The organism is Winogradskya consettensis, from assembly GCF_018332715.1.
GTDB lineage: Bacteria > Actinomycetota > Actinomycetes > Mycobacteriales > Micromonosporaceae > Actinoplanes > Actinoplanes consettensis.
Window position 1 is genome coordinate 93,551 of sequence record NZ_BOQP01000029.1, and the last position, 25,603, is coordinate 119,153.

Annotated in this window: 13 protein-coding genes; 3 read left to right on the plus strand and 10 right to left on the minus strand. The window is 67.7% G+C overall.

Annotated features, from left to right (window positions below):
* Positions 1 to 13 precede the first annotated feature (13 nt).
* Both Aco04nite_RS26665 and Aco04nite_RS26670 read right to left on the minus strand, forming a co-directional pair.
* Positions 14 to 5,104, minus strand: coding sequence for an SCO7613 C-terminal domain-containing membrane protein (locus tag Aco04nite_RS26665; RefSeq protein WP_212999994.1), 5,091 nt, complete (start codon positions 5,102 to 5,104; stop codon positions 14 to 16).
* Positions 5,105 to 5,229: 125 nt separating this feature from the next.
* Complete coding sequence (locus tag Aco04nite_RS26670) at positions 5,230 to 6,669, minus strand: UDP-glucose dehydrogenase family protein (RefSeq protein ID WP_212999995.1); 1,440 nt, start codon at positions 6,667 to 6,669, stop codon at positions 5,230 to 5,232.
* A gap of 151 nt (positions 6,670 to 6,820) precedes the next feature.
* Between Aco04nite_RS26670 and Aco04nite_RS26675 the strand changes: the two genes are divergently transcribed.
* Positions 6,821 to 7,972, plus strand: coding sequence for an acyl-CoA dehydrogenase family protein (locus Aco04nite_RS26675; RefSeq protein WP_212999996.1), 1,152 nt, complete (start codon positions 6,821 to 6,823; stop codon positions 7,970 to 7,972).
* 179 nt (positions 7,973 to 8,151) lie between these two features.
* Here the strand turns inward: Aco04nite_RS26675 and Aco04nite_RS26680 are convergent, their stop codons facing one another.
* Positions 8,152 to 8,934, minus strand: a complete 783-nt coding sequence (locus tag Aco04nite_RS26680) for a hypothetical protein (protein ID WP_212999997.1) — start codon at positions 8,932 to 8,934, stop codon at positions 8,152 to 8,154.
* Positions 8,935 to 10,592: 1,658 nt separating this feature from the next.
* Here Aco04nite_RS26680 and Aco04nite_RS26685 point away from each other — a divergent pair.
* Both Aco04nite_RS26685 and Aco04nite_RS26690 read left to right on the plus strand, forming a co-directional pair.
* Positions 10,593 to 11,279, plus strand: a complete 687-nt coding sequence (locus tag Aco04nite_RS26685) for a DUF8548 family protein (protein WP_212999998.1) — start codon at positions 10,593 to 10,595, stop codon at positions 11,277 to 11,279.
* 531 nt (positions 11,280 to 11,810) lie between these two features.
* A complete protein-coding gene (locus Aco04nite_RS26690; RefSeq protein ID WP_212999999.1) occupies positions 11,811 to 12,893 on the plus strand; it encodes a hypothetical protein in 1,083 nt (360 codons plus the stop codon).
* Positions 12,894 to 13,322: 429 nt separating this feature from the next.
* Here the strand turns inward: Aco04nite_RS26690 and Aco04nite_RS26695 are convergent, their stop codons facing one another.
* The 7 genes from Aco04nite_RS26695 to Aco04nite_RS26725 form a co-directional block, all read right to left on the minus strand.
* Complete coding sequence (locus Aco04nite_RS26695; protein ID WP_213000000.1) at positions 13,323 to 14,075, minus strand: hypothetical protein; 753 nt, start codon at positions 14,073 to 14,075, stop codon at positions 13,323 to 13,325.
* A 30-nt stretch (positions 14,076 to 14,105) separates the two neighbouring features.
* Positions 14,106 to 15,131 (minus strand): ComEC/Rec2 family competence protein, encoded by a 1,026-nt coding sequence (locus tag Aco04nite_RS26700; RefSeq protein WP_213000001.1) that lies wholly within the window; start codon positions 15,129 to 15,131, stop codon positions 14,106 to 14,108.
* Positions 15,132 to 15,360: 229 nt separating this feature from the next.
* Positions 15,361 to 15,876 carry a hypothetical protein gene (locus Aco04nite_RS26705; RefSeq protein WP_213000002.1) on the minus strand — a complete coding sequence of 172 codons (516 nt, stop codon included), beginning with the start codon at positions 15,874 to 15,876 and terminating at the stop codon, positions 15,361 to 15,363.
* Positions 15,870 to 16,124 (minus strand): hypothetical protein, encoded by a 255-nt coding sequence (locus tag Aco04nite_RS26710; RefSeq protein WP_244876312.1) that lies wholly within the window; start codon positions 16,122 to 16,124, stop codon positions 15,870 to 15,872. The genes Aco04nite_RS26705 and Aco04nite_RS26710 overlap by 7 nt, the downstream gene beginning before the upstream one ends.
* Before the next feature lie 110 nt (positions 16,125 to 16,234).
* Entirely contained in the window at positions 16,235 to 18,649 is a 2,415-nt protein-coding gene (locus Aco04nite_RS26715) for an AAA family ATPase (RefSeq protein ID WP_213000004.1), read from the minus strand.
* A gap of 581 nt (positions 18,650 to 19,230) precedes the next feature.
* Positions 19,231 to 19,947, minus strand: a complete 717-nt coding sequence (locus tag Aco04nite_RS26720) for a hypothetical protein (protein ID WP_213000005.1) — start codon at positions 19,945 to 19,947, stop codon at positions 19,231 to 19,233.
* Positions 19,948 to 20,048: 101 nt separating this feature from the next.
* Positions 20,049 to 25,550, minus strand: a complete 5,502-nt coding sequence (locus Aco04nite_RS26725) for a DUF3320 domain-containing protein (protein WP_213000006.1) — start codon at positions 25,548 to 25,550, stop codon at positions 20,049 to 20,051.
* Positions 25,551 to 25,603: the final 53 nt, after the last annotated feature.

Consider the following 25,603-nt stretch of genomic DNA (forward strand, 5'->3'; position numbering starts at 1 on the left):
CCAAGTTAGATCATCAGCGCATCCGGACCAGGGCTCCGCGGAGGCGGTCCTGGGTGCGGCGGCGGTTTTCGTTGGTGGCGCCCAGGAAGAGGAGGATGACGCCGACCGGGACCAGGACCAGCCAGGGGCCGACCAGGGTGGTGGCGAAGTGGATGGTGGCGATGGCAGTGACAGCGGCGCCGATCACCACCGGGGCCTGCTGCTGGAGGCGGGAGCCGATGATCAGGCAGGCGACGCCGCCTAGCAGGAGCAGGAGCTCGCGCAGGTCGCCGGCGTCGGTGGCGATGACCAGGCCGGTGGTCGGGACGAAGGCCGCGAGCAGGGCCGGACCGTACGCCGACCAGCTGCTGAGGTCGGGTCGGCGGCGGGCCTCCAGCACACCGACGAGCAGGGCGAGCGCCGCGAACGGGAGGGTGTAGGCCTCGGGGAGGGCCACGTCGGCGAGGGCTACGAAGAGCCAGATGCCGATGATCTCGAAGCCGACGGCCAGCCAGAACAGGTTGCGGCGCTGGGCCGGGGAGCGGCCGGGGCGGGTCGCTGCCAGGCCGAGGACCGCGCCCCAGGCTGCCAGCAGGGCGGCGAGGTGGGCGGGGGAGTCGTAGGCGAGGGCGCCCGCTATCAGGGCGGAGGCGTAGCCGCTCCACTCGACCGTGGCTGCTTCGAGGCGGTATTCGGGCAGGCCGAGGCGGGGCAGCGTGGACTCGAGGATCAGCAGGGCCGCGCCGACGGCGAGGACGCCGAAGGCCGCCCACTCGGGGCGCACACCGGCGACGAGGGCGACGGTGAGCACGAAGAACTGGCCCATCACCGCGGTGAAGATCCAGCCCAGGATGCGGGCCTGGCGGCTGCGCCCGGCGATCGCGCCGACGAGCCCGACGCCGACCGCGGCACCGAGGGTGAACAGGGTCAGCTGTTCGGTGGCGAGGCTGCCGGCGAGCCCGGCGCCGCCCGCGAGCAGGCCGATGACGAAGACGATGTTGCGGGTCGTCCGGAGCATCGCGGCGTGGGTGGCGACCGGGGGCGGGGTCAGTGCCAGGCCCAGCATGGAGATGGTGAACACGACCAGGGCCGCCGAGGTCGCCGCCGGCCAGGCCGCGTGCAGGGCGACGGGCGCGATCAGCAGCGTGATGGCGAGCCCCGGCAGGATCACCGGCACGGCTTCGGCCGGCCGGGCGCCGAAGCCCAGCGCGGCGAGCGCGGCGGCCACCGTCAGGAGCACGGCGGCGAGCACGCTGGTGCCGTCGACGCTGCCGGACGCCGGGTTGGTGAGCGCGTCGACGGGGCCGTCCCACACCGCGTTGAGCTGCTGGAACGGGTCGAAGAGGGCGGCGCGCAGCGCGGGTGCGATGGAGAGCAGGGCGAGCAGCGTCGGCAGGGCGGCCACCCAGACCGCGCCGGTGGCAGGGTCGACCATCCAGCGTTCGCGCAGGCCGCTCGGCCGGATCGTGGACCAGCGGGAGCGGCCGTAACGGGTGGTGAAGCCGGGCGCGGAGCGGGGTGCGGCGACGGTGATCCCCGGTGCGCGGACGGAGCCGCGCAGGAGCTCCGCGATCACGCCGATCAGGGCGGCTGCCGCGGCGTACAGGGCGGTCGGGTAGTCACTGGGGATCGAGGCGATGGCGGTGACCGTGGCACCGCCGACCAGGCCGGCCGTGGCCCAGGGGAGGTATTGCGGCACCCAGGTGGCGACGAGCGCGAGCAGGGCCAGCATGAGGCTGGACCCGGCGACCGCGGCGATGAGCACGACCTGCGCGGTCTGGCCCTGGTTCGCCGCCGCGGCGGCCAGCACCCCGGGCGCGGCGAGCAGCGCACCCATCGTGGCCGCGCCGCCGATCTGGGCGCGGTGCCGGGGCATGCCGGTGTCGTCGAGGGAGATCGCCACACCGTCCTCGGTGCGGGCCCGCTCGATCCACTCCTCGCGGCGTTCCGGGGTCAGGTCGGCGCGGGACAGCCAGGCGACCAGCGCGCCGGTGAGGACGATGAAGCCCAGCGCCAGCGCCGTCGACCAGGGCCGCACGAGACCCGCGCCGGCCGCGTGCAGGGAGACCACAGCGGCGACCCCGGCCCGGGACAGGGCGGCGACCGGGTCCGTGGCGGCGATGGCGCCCATCCCGAACGCGAGCGCGACCGCGCCACCGATGAGCAGCGGCGACCACCAGGGCAGGCCGAACGCGGCGGGTGCGCCGATCGTGGCGAGGGCGGCCGCGCCGCCGCTGATGTAGTGCTTCCACGGTCGGGGCAGGGCGAGTGCCGCCGCGATGGCGACGATGATCAGGGCGATCGGGGCCTGCCACGCGTTGCCGGCGACGTTGCCGGGGATGTTGCTGACGTCGGACGCCCAGATCGGGCCGGGGGCGGAGATGATCCGCAGGCCGAGACCGAGCGCCTGCCACGCGGCGATGGCGGTGACGACCAGACCGGCCAGGGCGAGGCCCCAGACCGGGCCGCGACGCCAGTCCTCGGGCAGCGCCCGCACCCCGAACCCGACGATGAGCACGACCACCGCGGCCACGGCCAGCGGGGCCGTGGGGAAGGCGAGCGCGGCGATCCGGGCCAGCGCCCCGCAGATGGCGACGGTGGCCGCGGCGGCTGCGATGTCCGGGCCGTCGAGCATGCGGTCGGCGCGGCGTCCGTTGTCGAGTGACTTGGCGAAGAAGAGCAGCAGTGCGGCGGCCAGCAGCAGCGCACCGACCCAGATGTCCGGCGCGGTCGAGCCCGGGGCGAACAGCGCGGCGGAGGCCATGGCGAGCGCGCCCAGGCCGGCGCCCGCGGTCATCGGGACGCTGACCTCGCGGCGGGCCACCTGGAAGACGGCGGCGTAGGTGAGGGTGCCGGCCACGGCGAGGAAGCCGAGCGCCAGCGCCGGCACGGTGACCGCTGCCGTCGGCGGGGGACCGCCACCGGGGTCCTTCGTCGCGAGCACGGCCGTCACCACTGCACCGGGGATCGCGAGGGCGGCGGCTCCGGAGGCCCAGTCGCCGACGAGCCACGCGTACAGCCGGATCGGGATCTGGCGGGCAGCGACCGCGACCATCACGCCCGCGCCGGCCAGAGCGGTCAGGACCGCCGCGGTGAGCCACGACGCGCTGAGGGCGGCGCCCGCGCCGAAGAGCCCGACCACACCCGCGACCGCGATGTGCGTGATGGCGACCCGGCGGGCCGGCGCGACCAGACCCACCGCACCGATCGCGATCGCGGCGATGACCAGTGGCCACGGCGCGGTGGACCAGGGCAGAGCCAGCGACGACGGGAGGGACAGCGCGGTCAGCGCGACCCCGATGACCGCGCCTTCCCGCCGGTATTCGGCCGGGAGTGCGAGCGCGGCGGCCAGGGTGAGCAGCAGCGCGCTGAACGCGAGCATCCATCCGTAGTCACCCGCGGCGGCGGCGATGCGGTCGGCATAGGCGGCGGTGTCGGCGTTCCACACCGGGCGCGCGGCCTGCACCGGGGCGAAGGCGGCACGCAATGCGTCGACGGCGATGAACAGGCCGATGACGGTGAGCGCGGCGGCGGACGCGAACTGCGGGCCGCGACGCACCTCGTCGGGGAGCAGGCCCACGATCGCACCGGTGAGCGCGACGGCGGCGGCAGCGGCGGCCATGGTCCAGGCCGGGGTCGCCACGTCGGCGATCCGGGCGCAGACGAGGATGATCGCCAGGGTCACTACGGCGCCCGCGATGTTGCTGGCCAGGACGTGGTCGACCATGCGGGCGGCCGCGGCGGCGGTCACCGCGGCGAGGATCAGGATCACGCCGGAGCGCAGCGCGTCGGGCACGGTGTCGGCGCCGAGCAGGCCACCGGTGCCGTAGAGCAGGGCGGCGGCCGCGGCGACCAGGAGCAGGACATAGGTGACCTGCCGCAGGAAGCCCGCCGTCGGTGGCGAGGCGGGCGCGGCGAGCGGCACCGATCCGGCCGCGGGCGCCCCGGCCGGGCGCGGGCCGGGGAAGATGCGGGTGGGCAGCCAGCGCGGCCGCCGCCGGCCACTCATCCCGTTGATGATCAGGTCGGGCTCTTCGGGCTGGGTCTCCGGGCGTGCCGGCGTGTCGAACAGCGCGTCGTCGAAGTCCTGCTCGCCGAGGGCGCGGGCGTCGGCCTCAGCCGCCCGGTCCGCCGCCGCCGGCCGCCCGACCGGCCAGCGCGGCAGCAGCCGGCCCTGCCGGATGACGGTCGTGAGCAGGAAAAGATCGATGACCGCGGTCACGGTGAGCGCGCCGGCCCAGCCTGCGGGGCTTTCAATGATCGGGTACGCGAGGAGCGGCGCAACCGGCTGCACGGCCACAACGGTTGCGTAGCGCGGCACGGCGAGTTTCGTCGCACCCGCGTACACAAAGCTGGCTGCCGCCGTGATGAGCAGGGTGACCCCTAGGAAGACCGGCCCGGGCACCGCGTCGCCGCCGAAGATCGCGTTGCCGTGCAACGCGAACAGCGTCATCGGGAGCAGGACCAGGCCGACCGCGGCCAGGGTCTCGCCGGTGGAGGTCAGTCCGCGCCGGGCGATGGCCGGGGCGGCGACGAGGGCGACGGCGGTGAACAGCGCGAGGATCAGCGCCCGGCCGACGGCGTTGGTGGCGGCACCGGCGAAGACCACCGCGGCGACGCCCAGGACCAGCGCGCTGACCCCGAGCAGGATGTTCTGCACCCACTGCGACGACGTCTCCGGTGCGTGCCCCGGGAGCGGCTCGGGCTGCAGGGGAGCGACCCTGGGCGGCCTCGTCCGGCGGGGCGGCGCACCCGGCGGCGGGGGAGGGGGCGGGGCTGTCTGCGACCTCGCCTGCGGCGGGGGCGGCGGCTCCTCGGTGGGCGGCGGGTCGTCGACCAGCACGGTGGCGCCGTCGGTCATGACCCCGGGCTTGCCGGCGGGCGGAGGCGGACCCTCGGTCTCCGCCACCCGGCGGCGCGAGCGACGGGTCGAGGTGGCCCGCTTCTTCTGCTGGTTGGCGTGGGCAAGGATGTCGCGCTGGAACTGGGCAGCCTGGATTTTGCTCGCGATGTTGGAGCGTTCCTTGGCCGCCGCCATGTCCTGGATCTTCAGCTCCGCGATGGACGCCTCGATCCGGCCCAGCTCCTCGTCGTAGCCTTCGTCCGGCTTCTGCGCCTGAGCCACGGCACTCCCCTCGCCCCGAGATGCCCTTCCGACATCTCATTAGAACAGTCTCCACAGGGGGGAGATCAATGGAAACGGCCGCGAACCCGACAGGTTCGCGGCCGGGGCCGGAAAACGGTCAGTCTCTAGAGGGCTGGCGCGGGCCGGCCCATTCCGCGATACTCCCAGCCCGCACGCGCCCACAGGACCGCGTCCAGGCAGTTCTTGCCGTCGATGACCCGCTTGGCTCCGGCGAGGGCGCCGAGGGCGTTCGGGTCCGCATTGCGGAATTCCGCCCACTCTGTGAGTACGCACACCAGCTCGGCGCCGGCGACCGCGTCGTTCATCGAGCTCTCGTACGCGAGCCCGGGCTGGACCGCGCGCGCGTTCTCCATGCCCTGGGGGTCGTAGACGCGTACGTCGGCACCGGCCTTGGCGAGGCTGGCGGCGACGGCGAGGGCGGGCGCGTCGCGTACATCATCGGAATTGGGCTTGAAGGCCGCACCCAGCACCGCGATCCGGGTCCCGGAAAGATCGGGTCCGGCCGGCCCGGCAGGGCGGTCGAGCAGCTCGGCCGCGAGGTGGATCACCCGGCTGCGGCGGCGCAGGTTGATCAGGTCGACCTCGTGCAGGAACCGCAGCGCCTCGCCCGCGCCCAGCTCCTGGGCCCGCGCCTGGAACGCCCGGATGTCCTTCGGCAGGCAGCCGCCCCCGAAACCGACCCCGGCCTGCAGGAACCTATTGCCGATCCGCGGGTCGTAGCCGATCGCCTTGGCGAGCTGGGTGACGTCACCGCCGGCGACCTCGCAGACCTCGGCCATCGCGTTGATGAAGCTGATCTTCGTGGCCAGGAACGCGTTCGCCGCGACCTTGACCAGCTCGGCGGTCGCGAAGTCCGTCACCACCAGCGGGACCTCGCGCTCCTCGCTCGCGGCCAGGTCGAAGACGCCCTTGTGCGCCGCGTAGAGCATGCCGTTGGCCCAGTCGCTCTTGACGCCGACGACGATCCTGTTGGGCCGCAGCACGTCCTCGACTGCGAAGCCCTCCTGCAGGAATTCCGGTGACCACGCGACCTCGATGCCGAGCTCAGCAGGCACGTGCTTCGCAACGAGCTGCTCCACCCATTCGGCCGTTCCGACCGGGACCGTCGACTTCCCGACAATCAGGGCGCGTCGCTTCAGGTGGCGGGCAAGATTGGTGACAGAGGCTTCCACGTACGCGAGGTCGGCGCCCATGCCGTCCCCACGCTGCGGGGTCCCGACGCAGATGAAGTGCACGTCCGCGTGCTCAGCGACCTCTTCGTAGGAGGTGGTGAAGCGCAGCCGCCCCGACGCCAGGTTGGCCTGCAGCAGCGTGTCGAGCCCGGGCTCGTGGAACGGCACCTGTCCCGCGGACAGCTTCCCGATCTTCGCGGCGTCGATGTCGAAGCCGAGCACCTCATACCCGAGTTCCGCGAAACAGATCGCATACGTGGCGCCGAGGTATCCGGTTCCCAGGAACGCGAGCCGAGGTCGCGCGGCGCCGGATGGCACCTCGATCTCGGAGAACACGGGCACTGACGGCGTCGTCGGGTACGGGATGGTCACGCTGTCAACTCCAGTCAGCCGGGGCACTCACCATCGCACGGCGTCGACCCTGCTTTTCGATCGCCGTCCGCGCCGAAGGATAGTGCGAGTACCCTACGCGTCGGTAACATAGCCAGCGTTAAGGTGCGCCGCGTCATGGGAAGGGCGAGTCATGTCTGATTTCGACGTGTATCAGCTGCCGGAGGATCACGAGACCATCCGAGCCGCGGTCCGTGAGGTCTGCGACGCCCGCGTGGCGCCCAACGCGGCAGAAGCGGACGAGAACGCAGAATTCCCCAAGGCCTCGTACGACGCCCTGCGCGCCTCCGACTTCCACGCCCCGCACATCCCGGCCGAATACGGCGGAGCCGGCGCGGACGCCCTCGCCACCGCGATCGTTATCGAGGAAGTTGCCCGCGCCTGCGCCAGCTCCTCCCTGATCCCGGCCGTCAACAAGCTCGGCACGATGCCGCTGATCCTGGCCGGCTCCGAATCGCTGAAGCAGCGCTACCTCACTCCGGTCGCGGCCGGCGAGGCGATGTTCTCCTACTGCCTCTCCGAGCCCGAAGCCGGCAGCGACGCCGCCTCGATGACCACCCGCGCGGTCCGCGACGGCGACTTCTGGGTCCTCAACGGCGTCAAGCGCTGGATCACCAACGCGGGCGTCTCGGAGTACTACACCGTCTTCGCCGTCACCGACCCGACCGCCCGGTCGCGCGGCATCACGGCCTTCGTCGTCGAGAAATCGGACGAGGGCGTGACCTTCGGCGCCCCCGAGAAGAAACTGGGCATCAAGGGCAGCCCCACCTGCGAGGTCTACTTCGACAACGTACGCATCCCCGCCGACCGCATGATCGGCGACGAAGGCACGGGCTTCGCGACGGCCATGAAGACGCTCGACCATACCCGCGTCACCATCGCCGCCCAGGCCATCGGCATCGCCCAGGGCGCCCTCGACTTCGCCAAGGGCTACATCCAGGAACGCAAACAGTTCGGCAAGGCCATCGCCGACTTCCAGGGCATCCAGTTCATGCTCGCCGACATGGGCATGAAGCTCGAAGCCGCCCGCCAGCTCACCTACGTCGCCGCCGGCAAGAGCGAACGAGGCGACGCCGACCTCACCTACTTCGGCGCCGCAGCAAAATGCTTCGCCTCCGACGCCGCGATGGAAATCACCACCGACGCGGTCCAGCTGCTGGGCGGCTACGGCTACACCCGCGACTACCCGGTCGAACGCATGATGCGAGACGCCAAAATCACCCAGATCTACGAGGGAACCAATCAGGTCCAGCGCATTGTGATGGCACGGCAGCTCCTCAAATAGCCTGCGGCCCGCGTTTCCGCAGGCCAGAGGCATCATAGCCTGCGTCAGTAAGCAGTGTCATGATCCGTCGGGTGCCGGTGCGGCGGCACCCGACGGCACGGCACGGCGCACCGTATGTGACGCCTTGTGTGACGGCTCTTGTGACACGGCGGCCTGGCTCGATGGATCGCCTTTCAGCTTCAACTCGGAAGCGCTGGCAGAGTGGTCGTCGGGAACCGGCGAGCGAATGCCGCCTGGCCGCCACGCCGAGTTGGGTGGTGCCAGTCGAGGTTGTCCCACGCGTTCACGATCTCCATCAGCTCGTACACGCACAAGAGATCCGGCGGGATGTGCTGCCCGCACGTGCAGGTGTGCTCAATGAGGTGCGACAAGAGTACGAAGACGTTGGAAGTGCTGAGCGAGCAGGCGAACTGATAGTTCACCGCATCGACCAAGTGCCCGACGATTTCTTCGATCGACGCGTCGAACTGATCCCAGCCCTGCCAGGGTGCCGACGGGCGAACGGGATCGAAGTCGCGGTCGTCGGCGTTGCACCTCGTCGCGGGCTCCAACTCGGCATCCGCATGGAATGCAGCATCGCAGAGAGTCTCGACTTCCCCCTTGTTCAGCCCCACTGGCTTGCCCGCCGCCCAGCGCAGGTAGACCCGCGCGATGACGTGCTGCATGGTGATGTCGAACGAGGCCTGGCTTGTGGTTTGGCACGAGAGGCAGACCCAGCCGGGGTCGCCGTACCGAGCGACCTCACGTGGGAGACGACCGATCACCTCCCCGGACGCGATGGGCCTGTCGCATCTAGCGCACACGGAGTTGTAGCGAGCGGCTATCCGCCGGCCCGCCGTAAAGGCGCGAAGCGCTTTGCTCGCACCATTGACCGGATGGCGCCAGGATTTCTTGGGTGTCTGGGCACCCCCGTCGGCTGCCTCAGTTCGTGGCAGCGAAGGCTCGGCTTCGTCGGTGTTCATGGCTTCCTCGTCGGGAATGTGGTGTTGTGCCGCCGTCACTCGATTCGGCGGGGGCATCGATCCGCTGGCGCGTGCCAGGTCGAGTCGATGCCGTGGTGCTGGACGGAGGAAACGTATCGCCGATTCGGTGCACTAAAGTGCATCGACATGCCGATCGTCTGATGAATAGCCCGACCGGGCGACCCCGAGTTTCGGTTCCAGCGCGCTGCTCCGGAGCCGGCGCCGTGCTGATCGGCTGTGAGGCCGTCCATGATCAGCCGGTTGGCCGCCCGAGCCGAGTACTCCTGGTGGGCAGGAGTGCGTTCGGAGTCCATGTCACAGTGCTGGGCTTCGACGGATCACCACCTAGCCAGCCAAGGCCGGGAGCGGCTGCGATGAGCGTGCCGGCGTGGCCGATTCGGACATCCTGGGCGCTGAGAACGCGTGTTGCTGTGAATGAGATGCGAGCGTCCGACTCGTCTTGCTGGCCGGTAGTCACGCGGCCGTCAGGAGCAGCCGCAGTAGCCGAGACTTGAAATCATCCGGCCGCAGCCGTGGCAGGTGGGGACGTCCGGGCGTTCGCGGACGTCGAGAGATCTCTGAGGGCCAGACCGGTTCATCGGCGGATTCGGTTGCGATCTCTGAGCACGTTTCGCTTGCTGCTGGGCCTTACTCGGTGATTTCGGTTGCTGCTGAGCCCTACCCGTCGATTTCCGTGGCGGCTCAACTCGTGCTTTCTTCGGCAGTGGCCCCGTCTTGTGCGTCCGGGGTGTGGTCGCCGCAGGAGCCGGTGCGCTCCCGCGGAGGACTCCGGGATGTACTTCGCGAATCCAACCCTCGTCGCGCTTCGGACCCGGCTTCCGGCGCGCGGTAGGACGCGGCTCGGATGTCGGTGATGTCCGCGGCGTCTTCTGCAGCATGGCTTGGATGGAGGATGCGGTCGCGCCGGACCAGCCGAGTTCTCGTAACCGTGCGGCGAGCTTCTTTGGGCCGATCCCTGGTATCGACGTCATGATCTTCCGCGCATCATCGACGAGGCTTGTGCCGCGCTTCCTGCCGAGCGCCTCGGCCACCCGAGCGACATTCAGCGTTGGCCAGCCGAACCTCTCACGCAGTTCTTCGGTCAACCGGTCAATCTTGATGTCGGGTCGGCGCGCATGTACGGCTCGCGCGACCCGCGTGAGTTCACCAGGTGTGGCGGCGTCCGTGCTTCGCCGTGCCGACGGCCTGCCGCTTGTTGGCGGAGACTCTTTCCGCCTCGATGGCACGGGGCGGCGAAGTGCAGGGGTGGAGCGTTGAGGAAGACGGTCGAGCCATGCGTCCGGCGTATGGTCGATGGGATCGTCGTTTTCGGGATCGTAACTGAACCCACCGTCGCGTCTGCTGGCTGCGTTGTCGTACCAGTCATTGATAGAAGACGCCATATATCCCCCGACACGTGGTGCGTTCCCGCATGATATGCAGGTTCGGCATCAGGTCGTCGATCGTCCAAACGGCTGTCTGCGTAGATCCCAAACGATTCGGCTCGTTAGGCCACTCGTCGGCCGAGAACCGCCTCCTGTGGTCCTTCAGATTTCGCGTACATAGTGGCTCCTTCCCGCAGTAGATGAGCTATATGTAGCCATATGGGTAGCCGAGACCCATTTCCATCGGAAATCTTGGTAGGTACGGTGTCCGCCATGTTGGCGATCGGTGATGCGGTAGCGGCGCTTGACCCGCAGGCGCGTGACAGTAGGTGGACCAGCCTCACATATTGCGTCCTGGACGCCGTCTGGTCTCTCAATACTCGCTACTACAGCGTGGTGGTTCCCCTGGTCGGACGCGTCGCGGCGGTGTTCGGCGACACTCAGCCGACGGGGGCCTTCCCGCAAGCCGACCCGGTTCCATTGCCGTATTTGCTGGCGCGGTATGGCGACGCGAAGGCGCTTATGGAAGACACGAACGCACAAGTCACGTCCCCGAGAAACGGTATCCTCCGGGCTGATGCTGTGCTGCGGTATGCCGAAACACTCGTAGAACACGAGATCGTCGACCTTGCCGCAGCCGAGATGCTGCTGGCTGGCCCAGTAGAAGCCTGGACGACGGTTGACCGCGCGTTGTCCGCGGTGCCAGGCGACGGAAACCATGGCATCCGCCGCGGCTATCTGTGGATGTTGTGCGGCAGCGACGACCTGATCAAACCGGATCGCATGGTGCTGAGGTGGCTCGCCCGGTTCCATTCCGACATCGCCCCTGACGAAGCGCGCCACCTGCTGACCGAGGTGGCCGAGGAGCTCACGGAACGCCTCCGCCGTCCGGTCACGCCGTGGATGGTCGATCACGCCATCTGGCTTGCGGAACGGGCTTCAGTATCGGGTGCGGGGTGATCTCACACGATCGAGCCACTGCTCGGCACGCCTATGCCGAAGTGCTCGGATCGGAGGAGCGCCATCTTCATCTAGCGGTCCTGGAGCACCGCATCGAAGGCCGACACCGCCTGGTCCACGAACCTTCGCTCGGGCATGTTGCGAACGGTGCCGTCGGCGATCTGAACAACGGTGGCCATCAAGCGCCCGAACCGGTTCTTGATCGGCGTTGCGGTCGTGGGGGGATGCGTGATGGCCTTTGGGGGGATCGAGCGAGTGGCTTGGGGGGATCAGCTCATCCCGGTAAAGGAGGGATCAGCTCATCCCCCCGTTCATGTTTGTTCATGACAACCCATCCAACCTCGTTCACGGGGTCGGCGGTGACGTAATCCACAAGGCAGGTCAGTGGCGTGATGCGGTAGGCGCTGCACGGTCTTCTCCGTCAGCGTCCGCCTACCCCAAGGGCAAACCATGCACAGCACGCCGCCGGGCCGCATGTCGTCCATCACCGCATCCGCCATGGCCGGATCGGCATCCACCTAGGTAGCCGGGGTGGCAGTGGACCGATTCAGTTTCGAGCGCGGAGTCCGTCGACCGATCGTCGAGAACGAGCTCGATCAAAAGGCTCGTATGCTCGCCCTGGTACTGGCGACCTTCGCCGACGGCAGGACGGGAGTCGCCCGCGTGTCCCGGACGAAGCTGATGGAGTCCTGCGTGTGGAAGGACCGCAAGTCACTCACCGCCCATGTCAGGATCCTGGAAAAAGCGGGTTTCCTGGCCTACCAACCCGGCGGGCGGGGCCGTTCGGACTGCTCGGTCTACCAGCTCATGCTTCCGGCCCATCTCGTGAGCGGCGAAGTGCATGCGGACCATCAGGCCAGTCCAGCCCCGGCAGATGACGTCAATGAGGTCAAGGAAGCTGCCCTGCTGCTGTACGCAGCCTTGGAGGTGCACGGCGAGCAGAGACTGTGTGACCGCATCAAAAGCGAGCATGATGATTGGCCGCGTCTGCGTGAGGCGGTGATCGCGCAGCTTCGGCGCGGATGGGACCTGAGGAAACTGCTCATGCAGGCCACCGCACCGCCATCGATCGACGCTGGAGCGGTTCGAAACGTCTGCCGGCTGTATGCGTCTAGGGTTGATCGTCTGGGACCACCGGCTACCAGGGACCAATACTCATCCGGGACGGTGACCGGTGCTGCTCAGCTCAGAACATCCGCGGAGTTCCGAGCAAGGCTCATCAAGGCTCAGGACCGGCTGATTGCGCTCGGCCCAGACCGTGTTGACCAGCTCGCGAGCTGCCTCTCGCACCCTTTGCAGGCTCTCTACCGGGACGGTGGGATGGACCCGGTGGCGCTGCCCCTCGTGGAGTTGCTCGACGGTGGCGGTCTACCGGATCTGCCTACGACGTTGACCGAGGAGCAGCAGCGCCTTCGTGCCGTATGCAGACAGCGCCTGGCCATCCTGAGTTCCGCTGAAGTCGACGTGCTCGCTGTGCGACTCGACGCCAGCATGTATCGCGTATACCAACGACGCGGCCCGGTCGCGGTCGAGGAGTGGCTGATCCGGGCACTCGCAAACGACAGGTCCCACCTCGAGTCTCATGCGCCGATTCATTCGCTTCGGACCGTATAGATCAGCCGCTGATTCCGGCCGCCCGAGATTCGACTCGGAATGCTGATGACGAGTGGATCGGCGACAAGACGATCATCAACCTCGTCACCCGGGTGCATCGGGTGATTCGACCGCACGGCCTCCGCGCCTCGGCAACCGGTACGCCGCGCTGGCTGCCTTGCAGGCAATCGTCGCTCGCGACCTCGACGACTTCGAACGGGTCGCCGGCGAGTCGCCCGTGACGCTGTGGTTTCTCCGTGGACGCATGGGATGTGCTGGACGCCGAAGCTCGGCTGGCTGGCTGGCTTCGCGTCGCTACCAGACGACGCCAAGCGCAGCCAGATGGCCCGCCTGCTGGTGGATCAGGCTCTCACGGCCCGTGTTTGCCATTTGCCCGTTTAGTGCGCCGCTTCGTGCCCGATGTCGCAACTTGCTGGAGGTGGCCGGCGGCTATGGCTCCGTGGGCTGTGAGTTGCTGACCGGTCCCGTGTTGAGGTTCTCCAGCGAGACGAAGAGCTGGTTGGCGTACTTTTGCGCCACGCGTTGCACTGCAACTGGCGTGAAACCCAACCACCAAACGGCAGCCCACAATGCATCGAAAAAGATCAGGCCGGTCTGCTGCTTCCAGCCCAACGGAACCACCGACCAGCGGGCCAACACCACGGTCCCTGCTGCGGTCAGCATGCAGACCGCGATCGCGGGAAGGCGACAAGCGTAGCCGTTGCGCCGGAATCCGTAAGCGACGAGTTCAGCGAACACCAGCGGGAAGCGGTCCCGATCGCGGGTACGCTCTCGAAGCGCTGCCGTGGCGATCGCGTAGACGGCGTCTGCCTCGGCCGGGTCAGCGGCCTCCGCAGCTGCATCCGGCAGCGCAATGCCGAAGTGGGTCTCGACCAGCCGGTGCCGGCGTTCGACGGCAGTTCTTGACGGAGCGTCGCGCCACCTCAGCAGCACCTCGGACGGTCGGCCGCCCCACGCCACGAACAGGCGGGATTCGATCAGCAGCCCGCGGTCTCGGACGATCTGCGAGACGAGGAACGGCAGACAGGCCGCAGCCAAGGCCGCCACCTTGGTTCCGATCTGAGTCGCTACCGGGATCGCCAGGCCCGCCAGCACACAGACCGGGGCCACGACCAGCACGGCGGGCAGGAACCTGGCCTTGCGACTGTACTGGTCAGTGACCAGTTGCAGCAGGCCAGTCATGATCCGCCCTGTTCGTGATTCGGCGCCAGTTCAGTTGTCATCGTCGTCCTCCACCAGCGCGGGAAGGGGAGCGAGGGTGGCCCAGCCGGGCCGGGACGGCGCGCCGTCCCCGGTGTGGCAGATGTTGCGGCCCTCGGTCGCAGCCACGAAACAGCCGCGGCGGGTCAGAGCGTTCACGACCTTCGGCGACGGATGCTTCGGTGCGGCGAGAGCGGAGCTGATGAACGCCACGCGAGAACCGGGATATGGCGCGATCGGTGATCCGATCATCCGGTTCAGGATGGTCGGTCCCAGGTTCCGGCGACTGCCGTGGTGCGGGGCCTGTAGGAAACTCAGCGGGTATGACGGGAACATCCCGATAGTGGACTCGTAGTATGACGCGGCGGCTTCCAGGGCGGGGGTACCGGCGTCTCCGGTGAACAGCATCCGCTCGCCACCGACGGTCAGCAGGCTGATCACCGACGAGTTGTTACGAGCGCTCGTCTCGCCTTCGTCGGTGAGCGTCTCCGCGGGCAGCCCATACGCTTTGCGCTCGAGTAGGTTCATCCCCCGCTGCCGGAACGGCGTGCCCGCGGCGTACAGCGCCTTCGACCGCTCTTCACGCAGGTGCTGCGCGAGCAACTCCTCATAGTAAGAGCGGGACGGACCCAGGATGGTGAACTGCCCGCCGAGCCGCGTCACCCCGGTGAACGGTTCGCTCAGCATCACCCCGTTGGCGCGAGCGGTACTGAGCAGCTTGTCCAGCGATTCCAGGTTCGAGAAGTCGGATACGTCGGTGGTATGCAGCCGAGGCTGGTGGATCATCAGCTCATCGACATCGAGGACCTCGATCACGCCGGCGAGCCCGTCCAGGTGGTCCGCGTCGGGATGAGTGGAGATCATCAGGTCGATATGCCTGGTCTGGTAGTACCGCTCGATGTGCTCAGCGATCTCTTCGCTGGTGTAGCCCCGGCCGCCATCGATCACGACGACCGCTTCCCGTCTTTCGGACTCTACGGTGAATCGGATGGTGATGGCGTCGCCGCTCTTGCCGCCGTTCTGGTTGTCGTTCTCCACCTTGAGGAAATCAACTTCGTACACAGTCGTCCCTGTCGCTGTAGATGATCTTACTCGTACATATGATCGAACTGACGAAGCAATGTACGCCTATGTGGATCGTCAGGCCAACACGTTCCTTCGTACGGAAACCGGGACTTGACCTGCCAGGACAGCGGATCGTGCGCCCGACGCCATGGCCAACACGCCACCCTGCGGGCCGAAGTGCCCGGCGCCAGCAACGCTCACCTCAGTTACTTGTCGTCGCGGCGGCCGGTGGCCTCGGCGGCTGCTGATCCTTGACGAAGTTGGTGGCATCGACGGTGGCGCTGATGACGGCGCACAGCGTCGCGGTGAGGGCGAGCCAGAACGCCGCCGTGCTCTTCCAGTCCTCGGCGATCTTCACCGTCACGACCTCAACGCCATCAGCTCCGTTCACCGAACGGCCGGAGCGAGCATCGGGCGCGTTCGGATCCGACTGGCGACGCCATCCGAAGCGGGAGAAGAACTTCGCCCAGGTGTGGCTGGACCGCCCACAGCCGAAGATCAGGCCGTTGACGGGACGGCTGCACTGGCCGCCGGCCTGAGTGGTCACTCCGCATGTCGTCGGCGCCTTCACCGCAAGCACCCAGGCTGGGAGGGCGACCGCGATGGATGCCGCCCAGGCGAGGCTCATGAAGTCCAGCATCACCAGGTAGTAGACGACACCCACTACGGCCAGCGCCTCGACCCCGAGCATCAGCAGGGCGTAGTCACGTTTCAGCACGACGAGACCTCCCGGGAGTCGAGGAGCGCGACGACGTCGGTCAGTTCGGCACGCAGCCGGGTCAGTTCCGCGGCGGTCACGCCGAGCTCGTAGCAGTGGTGGTGGCCGGCCCGGGACAGGGCCCACCACAGGTAACCGGTCCGGTGCCCGATCTCCGGGCTGGCGTAGTGGGTGAGCAGCAGCAGCTTCGGGCGCTGGGCCCGGGCCTGCCCGATCTCCGGGCAGACCCGCTGCCAGTAGCGATCCATGGCTGCTTCCAGCTCATACCGGAGTAGCCAGGCGCACGCCCGTGGCCAGGCGCCTCGGGCGCCGCGAATGACGCTGGTAAGTAGCCGGTCCGCGGTTTCCAGGCACTCGCTCATCGCAGCCTCCGCACCAGTGCCTCAGTGCTGGCGACCATGTCGGCGGTCGCCATGTCGCACTGCCCGTGCACCGCCTTGGCCACGGCCTGCACGGTGTCGACGGCTCGCGGCACACCGAGACGGTTCAGGTATCCGTAGAGCTGTCCACGGCGCCCCGGATCTCCGAAGACCCCGAGGGTCAACCTGTCCTGCACGCTGTGCGCAGCGTTCAGTGCAGCGTCGATCTCGTGCTGTGGGGTGCCGGCCGCGTACTGCTCGGCGCGATACCGGTCCATCGCTGTGGCCTCCATCGCGGAGCGGCAGAACCCGGCCACCATCAGACGCTTCGAGTGATCCGGGATGTCGCCGGCGACGGCGACCGCCCGGGCATCCTCGAGGTAACGCCTGGCCGGCCAGAGGTTCTTACGCACTTCGACGATGGAGCCCTCGCGGCGCGTCACCTCGCGGATGTCGGCTTCCACGCCGAGCCGCCGGATCGCCTCCGGCAGGCGGTCGTCGTGGGTGAACACCACGACCTGCCGGGTCAGTGCCACCTCACGCAGCACCTCGGCCAAGCCGTCCACCTTCGACGGGTCCATGCTCTGCACCGGGTCGTCGATCACCACGAACCGGTACGGGCTGGCCTCGCTGCACGCCCGTGGCAGGAACAGGGCCAGCCCGAACGCATGCAGCTCGCCCTGGCTCATCACCGCCAGCGCCGAAGTTTCGTCCGAGCCGTCGACCGATACCGGGATCTCGACACGTCGCCGGGTGTTGGTGCCGCCCAGCTTGATCTCGCCCACTCCGACGTTGCTCTCCTGGCGTAGGAGCTGCCAGATGTGCTCGGACTGCTCGGCGGCTACCCGGAATCGGTCGGCCCGCATCCGGTCCATGACCGTGCCCAACTCCCTGCGCGCTGTGGTCAGCAGCGCCAGCTCGTCCGCCCTGGCCTGGACGACCGTGGCGTCCTCCACCCACCGGCGGAGAGCGGCGCCGGGCTCCTGCCAGGCGTCGTGCCTACGGGCCAGCCATTCGGCTGCCGCGGCGTGCAGCCCGGCGTGGGCGGTCACGAACGCGTCCCAGGAGGCCTCGTCGAGGGTCAGCGAGGCCAACGCGACCTCGACTGCGGCGCACTGCTGCGGCAGCTGCGCCGATAGTGCTCCCAGCGCAGGTTCGATGATCTTGCGTACGTCCTCGAGCTGGCCCTCCGCCCGTTTCAGCTGCGTCTCGTGCCGCCCCTTTGCCGTACGCACCGCCTCGGTCGCCGTGCGCAGCCGCGCGAGTTCCTCCTCGGCACCTTCTCGCCACCCGGTGTCGAGAACGCCCACCTGGCACACCGGGCATGCCTGGTCACCGAGGTCGCGGTGCACCTCGAGAGCGCCCCAGAGCAGGTCAGCCATCCGGTAGGCGATCGCAGCCTCGGTTCCGGCGAGCTTGCGTAGTGCCGCCTCCGCCTCCGCCAACTCATCGACTGTGCCGCCGAGATCCGGAAGCCCGTGCTCCGCGAGCCGTCGCGCGGCCGACGCGGCCTCGGCGTCCACCCCTGCGTCGGCGCCACCGGCCAGTTCGGCGAGCTCCGGCAGCTTCGCCCGCCCGGCTTGGCGACCGAGCAGACGTGTGGCCTCCTCAGCTCGTGGGTCGTCCAGCGTCCCCAGCCGCGAGTGAAGCTCGTTGAACGCGGCCTTGAGCGCCGTGACCCGGTCGTCGTGTTCCTTGCGCCGCGCCTGTAGGCGGGCGTCGGCAGCAGTTAGCGGGGCCAAGCCGAGGATCGGGGCGATCGCGTCGTACAACTCGGCGGGTTTGGCGGTGACTACCCGTTCCAGGTCCCGGGCGGACAGGAACGGCCTGTGGCGATCTTCCGGGCCGGCCCAGGCCGGCAGGTTGCCAGTCGGCAGCGTGACGCCGCTCTGTGCGACGCTGACCGTCGCGGCAGCCAGGTCAGTCACGCCGGCGGCCCATGACCGGCGGACGGTTACCGACTGGCCGGTGCCGAGGCGCAGCCTCACCGCGATCTCCCGGTCGCCGACGTGGTGCAGGTTGCGCCAGCCGTCGCGGAAGGTGGCGGGCCGCTGCGCCCATCGCGGTGAGTCCTCTGTGAGGGCGTACTCGATCGATTCGGCGAGGCTCGACTTGGCCGAGCCGTTGCGCCCGGCGACCACGGTCAGGCCGGGGCCCGGCTGCAGTCGAAGCGCAGTCCGCGGCCCGATTCCCCGGAACCCGGTGGCCTCCACTGACTCCAGGAACACCTGCGGTCCATCGTCGGTGGCAGCCGCGGCGGCTGGCAGCGTCGGCAGCAGCTCGCCGCGGAGCACAGCAGCCAGAGTGTTGTCGCCCTGGAAAGCGGCGAGGACCAGAGTGGTCACCGACTCGGCTACGTTCGCGGTGCGCAGCCGATCGGCAAGCTCCTGGTACAGCGTCATGGTGTCGCTCATCAGACCCCCTGATGTCGTCGGTCCACTAAGGAAACGCGACAGCCGCGATGGCGTACATCAGTGAGGGTGATAAGACGGGTTATCAAGCTTAGGCGGGAGAATAAGCATCCGAGACAGTCCAGTAGGGACGGTGTCGACGTAGATGATTACAGTCGGCTGAACATCTGATGCTACGGCTCTCAGCAGTGTTAACGAACAGTGCCTTCCGCGACAGGAACGCGCAAATATCTCAACAGCGTGTTCCTGAGCGGAAGGCATCTGGCCGTTTCTGCCGGCTTTTCGCGAAGCTGCGGGCCAAGAACTTCAGTAGCTCATTCCGATCCGAGGAAATCTTCCCGAGAGTCGTAGATGTTGTCCCTTGAAATGCTGTTCTTGTGGCTGCAGCTCGTGCACTTCCACGTGTACTTGTTGTCGTCGAATCCATCCTGGGCGTTCAGGTGATCATGGCAACGGTCACAGAACCAATCAACGTCCGGAAATCTTTCGCTCATTATTGCACCTTTCGGCCGCGTACATCTATTGGAGTCATAGATAGTGGTTCGCGCGCCCGATCGGATGAATGACGCAGGCAATACTGACAATCAGGAAAGCGGGTCATCCGTCCGAGGATCAAGGCTCATCACCTTTTTGATTCGCTCATTTGTCAACGGCACGTACTTGCCGTCAACAATGTGACCGCCGCCGAAGACGTCCACGAATATCTTGGATGTCTCGTCGTCGAGCATCGAAGTGTCTGCCGCAAGCATGCGATTGATCGTGTCTGTCACGTCTTGGGTCGTGAGCTTCTCCATCGCCACCTTCAGCTCCGGAAGACCGGCGTCATCTTCGATGCGGGCGTTGGACAGGGCTCGGACTCGGTCGGCGATGATCGACGCTGCCATGAGGATCTCGAGAAGATACCGCTGAGCCTCCGCACTGCTCATGCTGGTCTTGTTCTCGTCCAGTGCGACGTCGATTTCTCTGGATAAGCTTTCACGCGCCGCCGGAGTCAGGAAGGTTGTCCCCGTTGCGGCGTTTGCATCCTCGCCTTGCTGACGAGCGACCCATTTCCAGCCCGCTCGGGCGGCGGGGATTACCTCGTCGCCCCACCAGCGCTTGATCCGTGGGGCATTCTTTGTGATTGCTATACCGCCAACTAGACCTGTTGCAAGGGCAACAGCTGATAAGGCTATTGCAGGTTTTCGGAGATCAACCTTCGAGAACTCAGCGTGGCCCCGGATTCCGTCCTCGTTCAGGAAGAATCCGCGCAACAATCCGGGAGTGCCTCTCGAAGACACAAGGTCCACGTCGTCCGGCATCAAACCCCGGTACAGTTCCCACCACTTGCTCATTGGGCTCCCCAGGTTCCCTAATCTACGTCAGCACTGTGGCGCAATGCGTTGCATACGCCGGCATGAACTCAGAATCCGGACTCGGAAAGGGCGAGAAGATTGACCGACAGGCTGTGACCATTGGCTTCCAATACACCCTTGGACATTAGTCTGTCGATCAGCGTCTCGAGCCGGCGCGAGATATCAGCACCCCTCCGCGTCCAGCCGTACAGTTTTGCTACGTGGGCACTCAACTCGTCGCGGCCCACACCACCGGTATCGCGGACCAGGTTGAACAGGGCGAGCGCCAGCTCCTCGTCATGGACCTGCTCCACGGTCCGGGTGCAGTCCTCCGAAGGGCTGCGGACCTCGCTGACCGCGACGCCGGGCACGCGTACGAAGTCGCCTTCACGATCGAGGCCGGCCTGGAGGATCGCGAGATCGATGTTCTCCCGGATCCGCGCCCCGATCCGTCCGATGCCCCAGCTGTCACGCAGCCGCTGGTGCAGGACAGCGAGGTGTACCGGGCCCTCGACGGCTACGACCTCGGCAACACCGATCTTCATGACGTGGGCGGTGCCGCGCTCACCGGGATCGACCCAATACGGCAGGCGGTCAACGATCGCTGTCCGGTACGGCGTCACCCAGCTCGGCCGCTGGTCGAGAGCCGCTGCCTCGGTGGTGACGGCCGGACGCTCGATCACGTCCTCGGCCTGAGTCAACAGCCCCCGCACCGGCGCGGCTACAGCCCTTTCGATGGTGGCGCGCAGTCGTTCCTCCTCGCCGAGCCGGTTGCGATACCAGGCAGTGCCCCAGATCCGGTGCAAGTTCCACCCGAGGCCACGCAGCACCTGCTCACGCAGTCGATCCCGGTCCCGGGCAACCTTCGAGGAGTGGTACTGGAATCCGTCGCACTCGACGCCGAGGACGTAGACGCCGGGCCGATCCGGGTGGCGTACGCCCATGTCGACCCGGTAGCCGGCCGTGCCGACCTGCGGGGTTACCTCGTAGCCCCAGGAACGGATTGCGGAGATGACCGACTCCTCGAACGGTGACTCGGCGTCGCCGCCGGTGCTGGTGTCCAGCGCGAGCGCCGCAATGCCGCGCTCGGCGTAATCCAGGTAGCGGCGCATATGCCGCAGCCCTTCGCTATTGGCAGACGCGACGATGTCGGACGCGCGCACGCTGGTGACGACTTCGTTGCGGTATCGCGCCCGGGTGACGGCCACGTTCAGGCGCCGCCAACCGCCGGCCCGGTTGAGTGGGCCGAAGTTCATGGTGGTCTTGCCGGCCTCGTCGGGGCCGTACCCGATTGAGAAGATCATCACGTCGCGCTCGTCGCCCTGCACCGACTCCAGGTTCTTGACGAAGAAGCCGTCGAGTCGGTCGTCGGTGAAGAATCTGTCCAGTTCCGGCCGGTCCTGGCGAGCCTGTTCCACTGCATGTTCGATCGCTGCGGCCTGCGCCTCGGAGAAGCTGACAACGCCGAGGGTGAGGTGTGGGCGGGTGGTGAAGTGGTGGATGACCCGCTCGGCAACCTTGGCCGCCTCGACCGGGTTGTCGCGCGACGAACCTCGCCGGTAGACACCCGCGGCATAGAAAAGGTCCACGCCGACATCGGGCCCGACATCCTCGGCGCCGGGGAACGTGATCAGCTTGCCCTTGTAGAACGACGAGTTCGAGAAGGCGATGAGCGCCTCGTGCCGAGATCGGTAGTGCCAGCGCAGCGTGAGCGCCCGGAACTCGGCGGAGCCCTTCATGAGGTCGAGGACAGACTCGAAGTCGACGCCGTCCTCAGCCTCCTCGTCCCACTCGTCGCCATCGTCGGCAACACCGGCCGTGAAGAAGCTGGTCGGTGGGAGCTGCTTCTGGTCACCGGCAGTGATCAGGGCGTCGCCCCGGTAGATGCAGTTAACCGCGTCAGCGGGTGCGACCTGACTCGCTTCGTCGAAGATGACGACGTCGAACCGCATGTCGGACGGGAGATACTGGCTGACTGCCAGCGGAGACATCATGAAGCATGGCTTGATCGCCTGGGTGACGTGGCGCGTGCGCTCCAGCAGCAGCCGCACCGGCATGTGCTTCTTCTTCTTGCCGGCTTCGCGGCGGATGACGCCCGACTCACCCAGGTTGTTGCGGGGGCGACGCGCATTGCAGGAGGTGATGATCTGCGAGGTCGCCGCCGTAATGAGACCGCGGTCGAGAGTGCGGTACTCGGCTACGAGTGAGTCCCGATCTTCCGCTCGCACGACGCGCAGGGCCGCATCCTGCTGCAGGTGATGGTCGGCCCACTCCTGCAGCAGGGCGCGTTCGAGAACCAGCGGCACCTGGATGGCGCTCAGTCCCTCGGTGATACAGAAGTCGATAGCGGTCTCGAGTCCCACGGCGGCGAGATCAGCACGGGCGCCTTGATAGGCGAACCACTCCTGCTGCCCGGCGCTGTCCTCACGCAATGCCGCGATGAGATCGTCAGCCTCGGCGTAGTCGTCGAGTTCGGCCTCCAGCTCCGCGTGCCGGCTGGGATCGAAAGCGACCAGCAGGTCGGCACGGGCTGCGGCCCACCGTCGCTCGATCTCGCCCAGTTGCGGTGTCGGAACGATGCTCCCGAGCGCATCGACCTGGGGGTCGGTCAAACGTCGATCGAAACCGACTCGGCAGGCACGCATCTGCGTCGCCCAGTCCAGGGCCGCGTACACGGCTGGCAGATCGGTCTCTTCGCCGTCGTACAGCAGACCGAGGTTCGACAGGAAGAAATCGTCGTGTGCCGACAGCGCGGCATAGGCTGCGTCGACAGCCGCACGCAGCTGAAGCAAGTGGCCAGACTCCGCGACGGTCAACTGTCGGTTCACCGCCGTACTGACGGAGCCGGCCAGCGCGGCTGCCGCTCTGAGCGGGGCCTCGTGGCTGTGCAGCCAGCCGGCCGCGTCGGTGATCGGAAGCAGGACAAGTTCCGGTCGTGCAGCGTGCAGCGGTTCTGGCGCAAGGCGAGATCGCCAGTCGTGGAGCTTCGCTCGTGTTTCGTCCGCGACGGCAAGCACGCTGGCGTTGGGGCTGGCTTCACGGGCGATGTGATCGGCGAGCTTGTGCAGGTCGGTGGTGCGGGCTCGGCGGATCGCGGTGTCTGCGGTCGCCAATGCCCGGGTGATGAGGTTGAAGTCGGTCGAGCGGCCGTCGTAGTAGCTGCCGAGAGCCGCCGCATGCTGGGTCTCCGCCTCGTGGAGGGCAGCTGCGGCTTGCTTCCAGGTGATCGCCAGCGGCAGTTGGTCACGTGCCGACCGCCATTCCACGCCCGCGCAGGTGATCGTCGCCAAGGTGCGCTTGTCGGCGCGGTAGGCGCCGCTCAGCTTCTTCAAGCCGCGGTGTTCCTGCGTGAAGCGGTGCGCCAGCCCTTCGACGTCCGCGACAAGTCCGGCCTCGGTGTATTGCGCCACCGCCGCCGTCTCCGCCTCCACCAGGGCAGCGATGGCCTGCTGCAGGATGTGGGCGGCCCGAGTCGCGGCAGCGTGGCCTTCGGCGGACAGCCACGTACGTTCGGGGCGGTCTTCGCCGCAGCCGAGGTTGGCTGTGACCAGCGTCGCCTCGGCGTCGTCGAACGACACGACCGGCGGCAGGCCCAGCATGACGGCCACCCCGCTGAGCGATCGGCTGGCCGTCTGCAGCGTCTCAGCGTCGCGCTGGAACGTGTCGGCGAGGGCCGTGGCCTGCTCCGCGGTCAGCGATGTGAGGTGCAGGGGTGCAACCGTGAGACGTTCCAGCGCAGAGGTGTCGACCTTCGGCGTGCTGTCCGCGGTGGGAAGCTCGGACCACGAAACACCGGCGGCACGACTGGCAGCCTCCTGCCGATCGGCGAGCTTGCGCAGTTCAGTGGTGAGCCGGTCCGCGGACTCCTTGGCGAAGGTGAGCTGGCCAGCGGTCAGCCACTGCTGCGGTAGGCCCTCCGGCCGTGTTGCGGCGTGAGCGACGATACGCGCGAGAGCGGACGCTTGCCCCAACCGGTTGACGTCGAACGCGTCGGCCAGTGACGCGTGAACCGCGGTGACGCCCCGCAACGCATCGAGCGCCGACGCCGCTGCGTACAGGCGAGCGTCCAGGGAACCGCGATACGTAACGCCTCTCCAGACGAAGGACCGTCCCTGCACGGCCGGCCGCCAGGCCCGGGCCAGTGCCGCAGCGGTGACCCGTACGGTCCCGAACATCTCCACGGTCAGATCGACCGGCGCGATGCCGCTCATCGGGGCAGCGGGAACCTTGTGCAGGTTGGCGATCATGCCGAGGACGTCGTGCAGCGAGTAGTTGAGCGGTGCCCGCGGCACGTTCATGGCTTCGGCGTATGCGTTCAGGTCTTCTCGCCGGCGCCGCGCATTGTCCAGATCGAGACCGGTCATGCCGCTCGGGGCGACCGGAACAGTCTCCAGCGCCTGTCCCAGAGCCGAGGCGACTTCTTTTCGCGTCGCCTTGTGGGAGTGCAGTTCCAGCAGGTAGGCACTGAGGCCCACGTCGTGGAGCCGGTTGCGGACGACTTCGAGCGCCGCCGCTTTCTCGGAGACGAACAGGACCCGTTTGCCGGCGTGCAGCAGCGCTCCGATCATGTTGGCGATGGTCTGCGACTTGCCGGTTCCGGGCGGGCCGTCCATGACGAACGAGCGGCCCGCCAGAGCGGCGGCGACGCTGGCTCGCTGAGATGAGTCGGCATCGAGCACCAGCGGGATCTGCTCGGCCGGCATGTCGCGGTCGACCCGGTCCTCGGTCAGCTCTTCGAAGAGGAAACTCCCTCCTCCAGAGCCACGCCCGCCTGTCGCCAGCCCTTGGATCACCGGATGCTCAGCGATGGAGCTTTCGTTGTCGAGTAGGTCGCGGTACATCGCCTCCTTAGCGAACGAGAAGTAGGAGAGCGTGACCTCGTCGTTCACCCGCCAGCCGGTCTGCCCCGCTACGGCGGCTCGCACCTCGGCCAGGAACTCGGTGTATGCGAGATCCTCGAGGTCGTCGACGGATGGCAACGTGACCATGAGCTGGTTGAGCTTGAGCGCCAGCGCCGGGTTGACGACGGGGTCTTCGTCCGCCCGCTGCAACAACGGGAGCTGCCGAGGGCCGGTCGGGTCGAGCCGGACCGGGACCAGCAGCAGCGGACTGGTGTATCGCGTTTTATCGCCGTCGGTCCAGGTGAGCGAACCGAAGGCCAGATAGAGAATCCACAGGCCGCGGTCCAGAAACTCCTGGTTCGACCGGCGCATCAGGTTGCGAAGCGCCGCACCCAGGTCATTGACCGGCTTGTCCGTGCGGAGTACCTCGACCCGAAAACCTTTGGTCGGAGTCGCGCCATCACCCAAGGGGAGTGCTGGGTTCGATCCGGCCGTCGGACCTTCGATCTCTCCTCCGGCATCCTCTGCGGGACGGAACCGGAAGTTACGTCCCGCGCTAAGCCCGGCCAGGATTTCCATGGCTGCCGGGTCGAGCACCCGGACCGCCCCCGTCTTGCTCAGTCGGAAGTTGAGGAGCCGGTTCGTGCCGGAGAGGTTGATGAGGCTGTCCCGCCATTGGCGGATGGTCGCCTGCAGTAGCCGATCCCGCGCTGCATAGTTCTCGGTCATACCAGCGCTGCCATCCATTCCGATTTCCCCATCCCCGCCACACGTCTCGGATC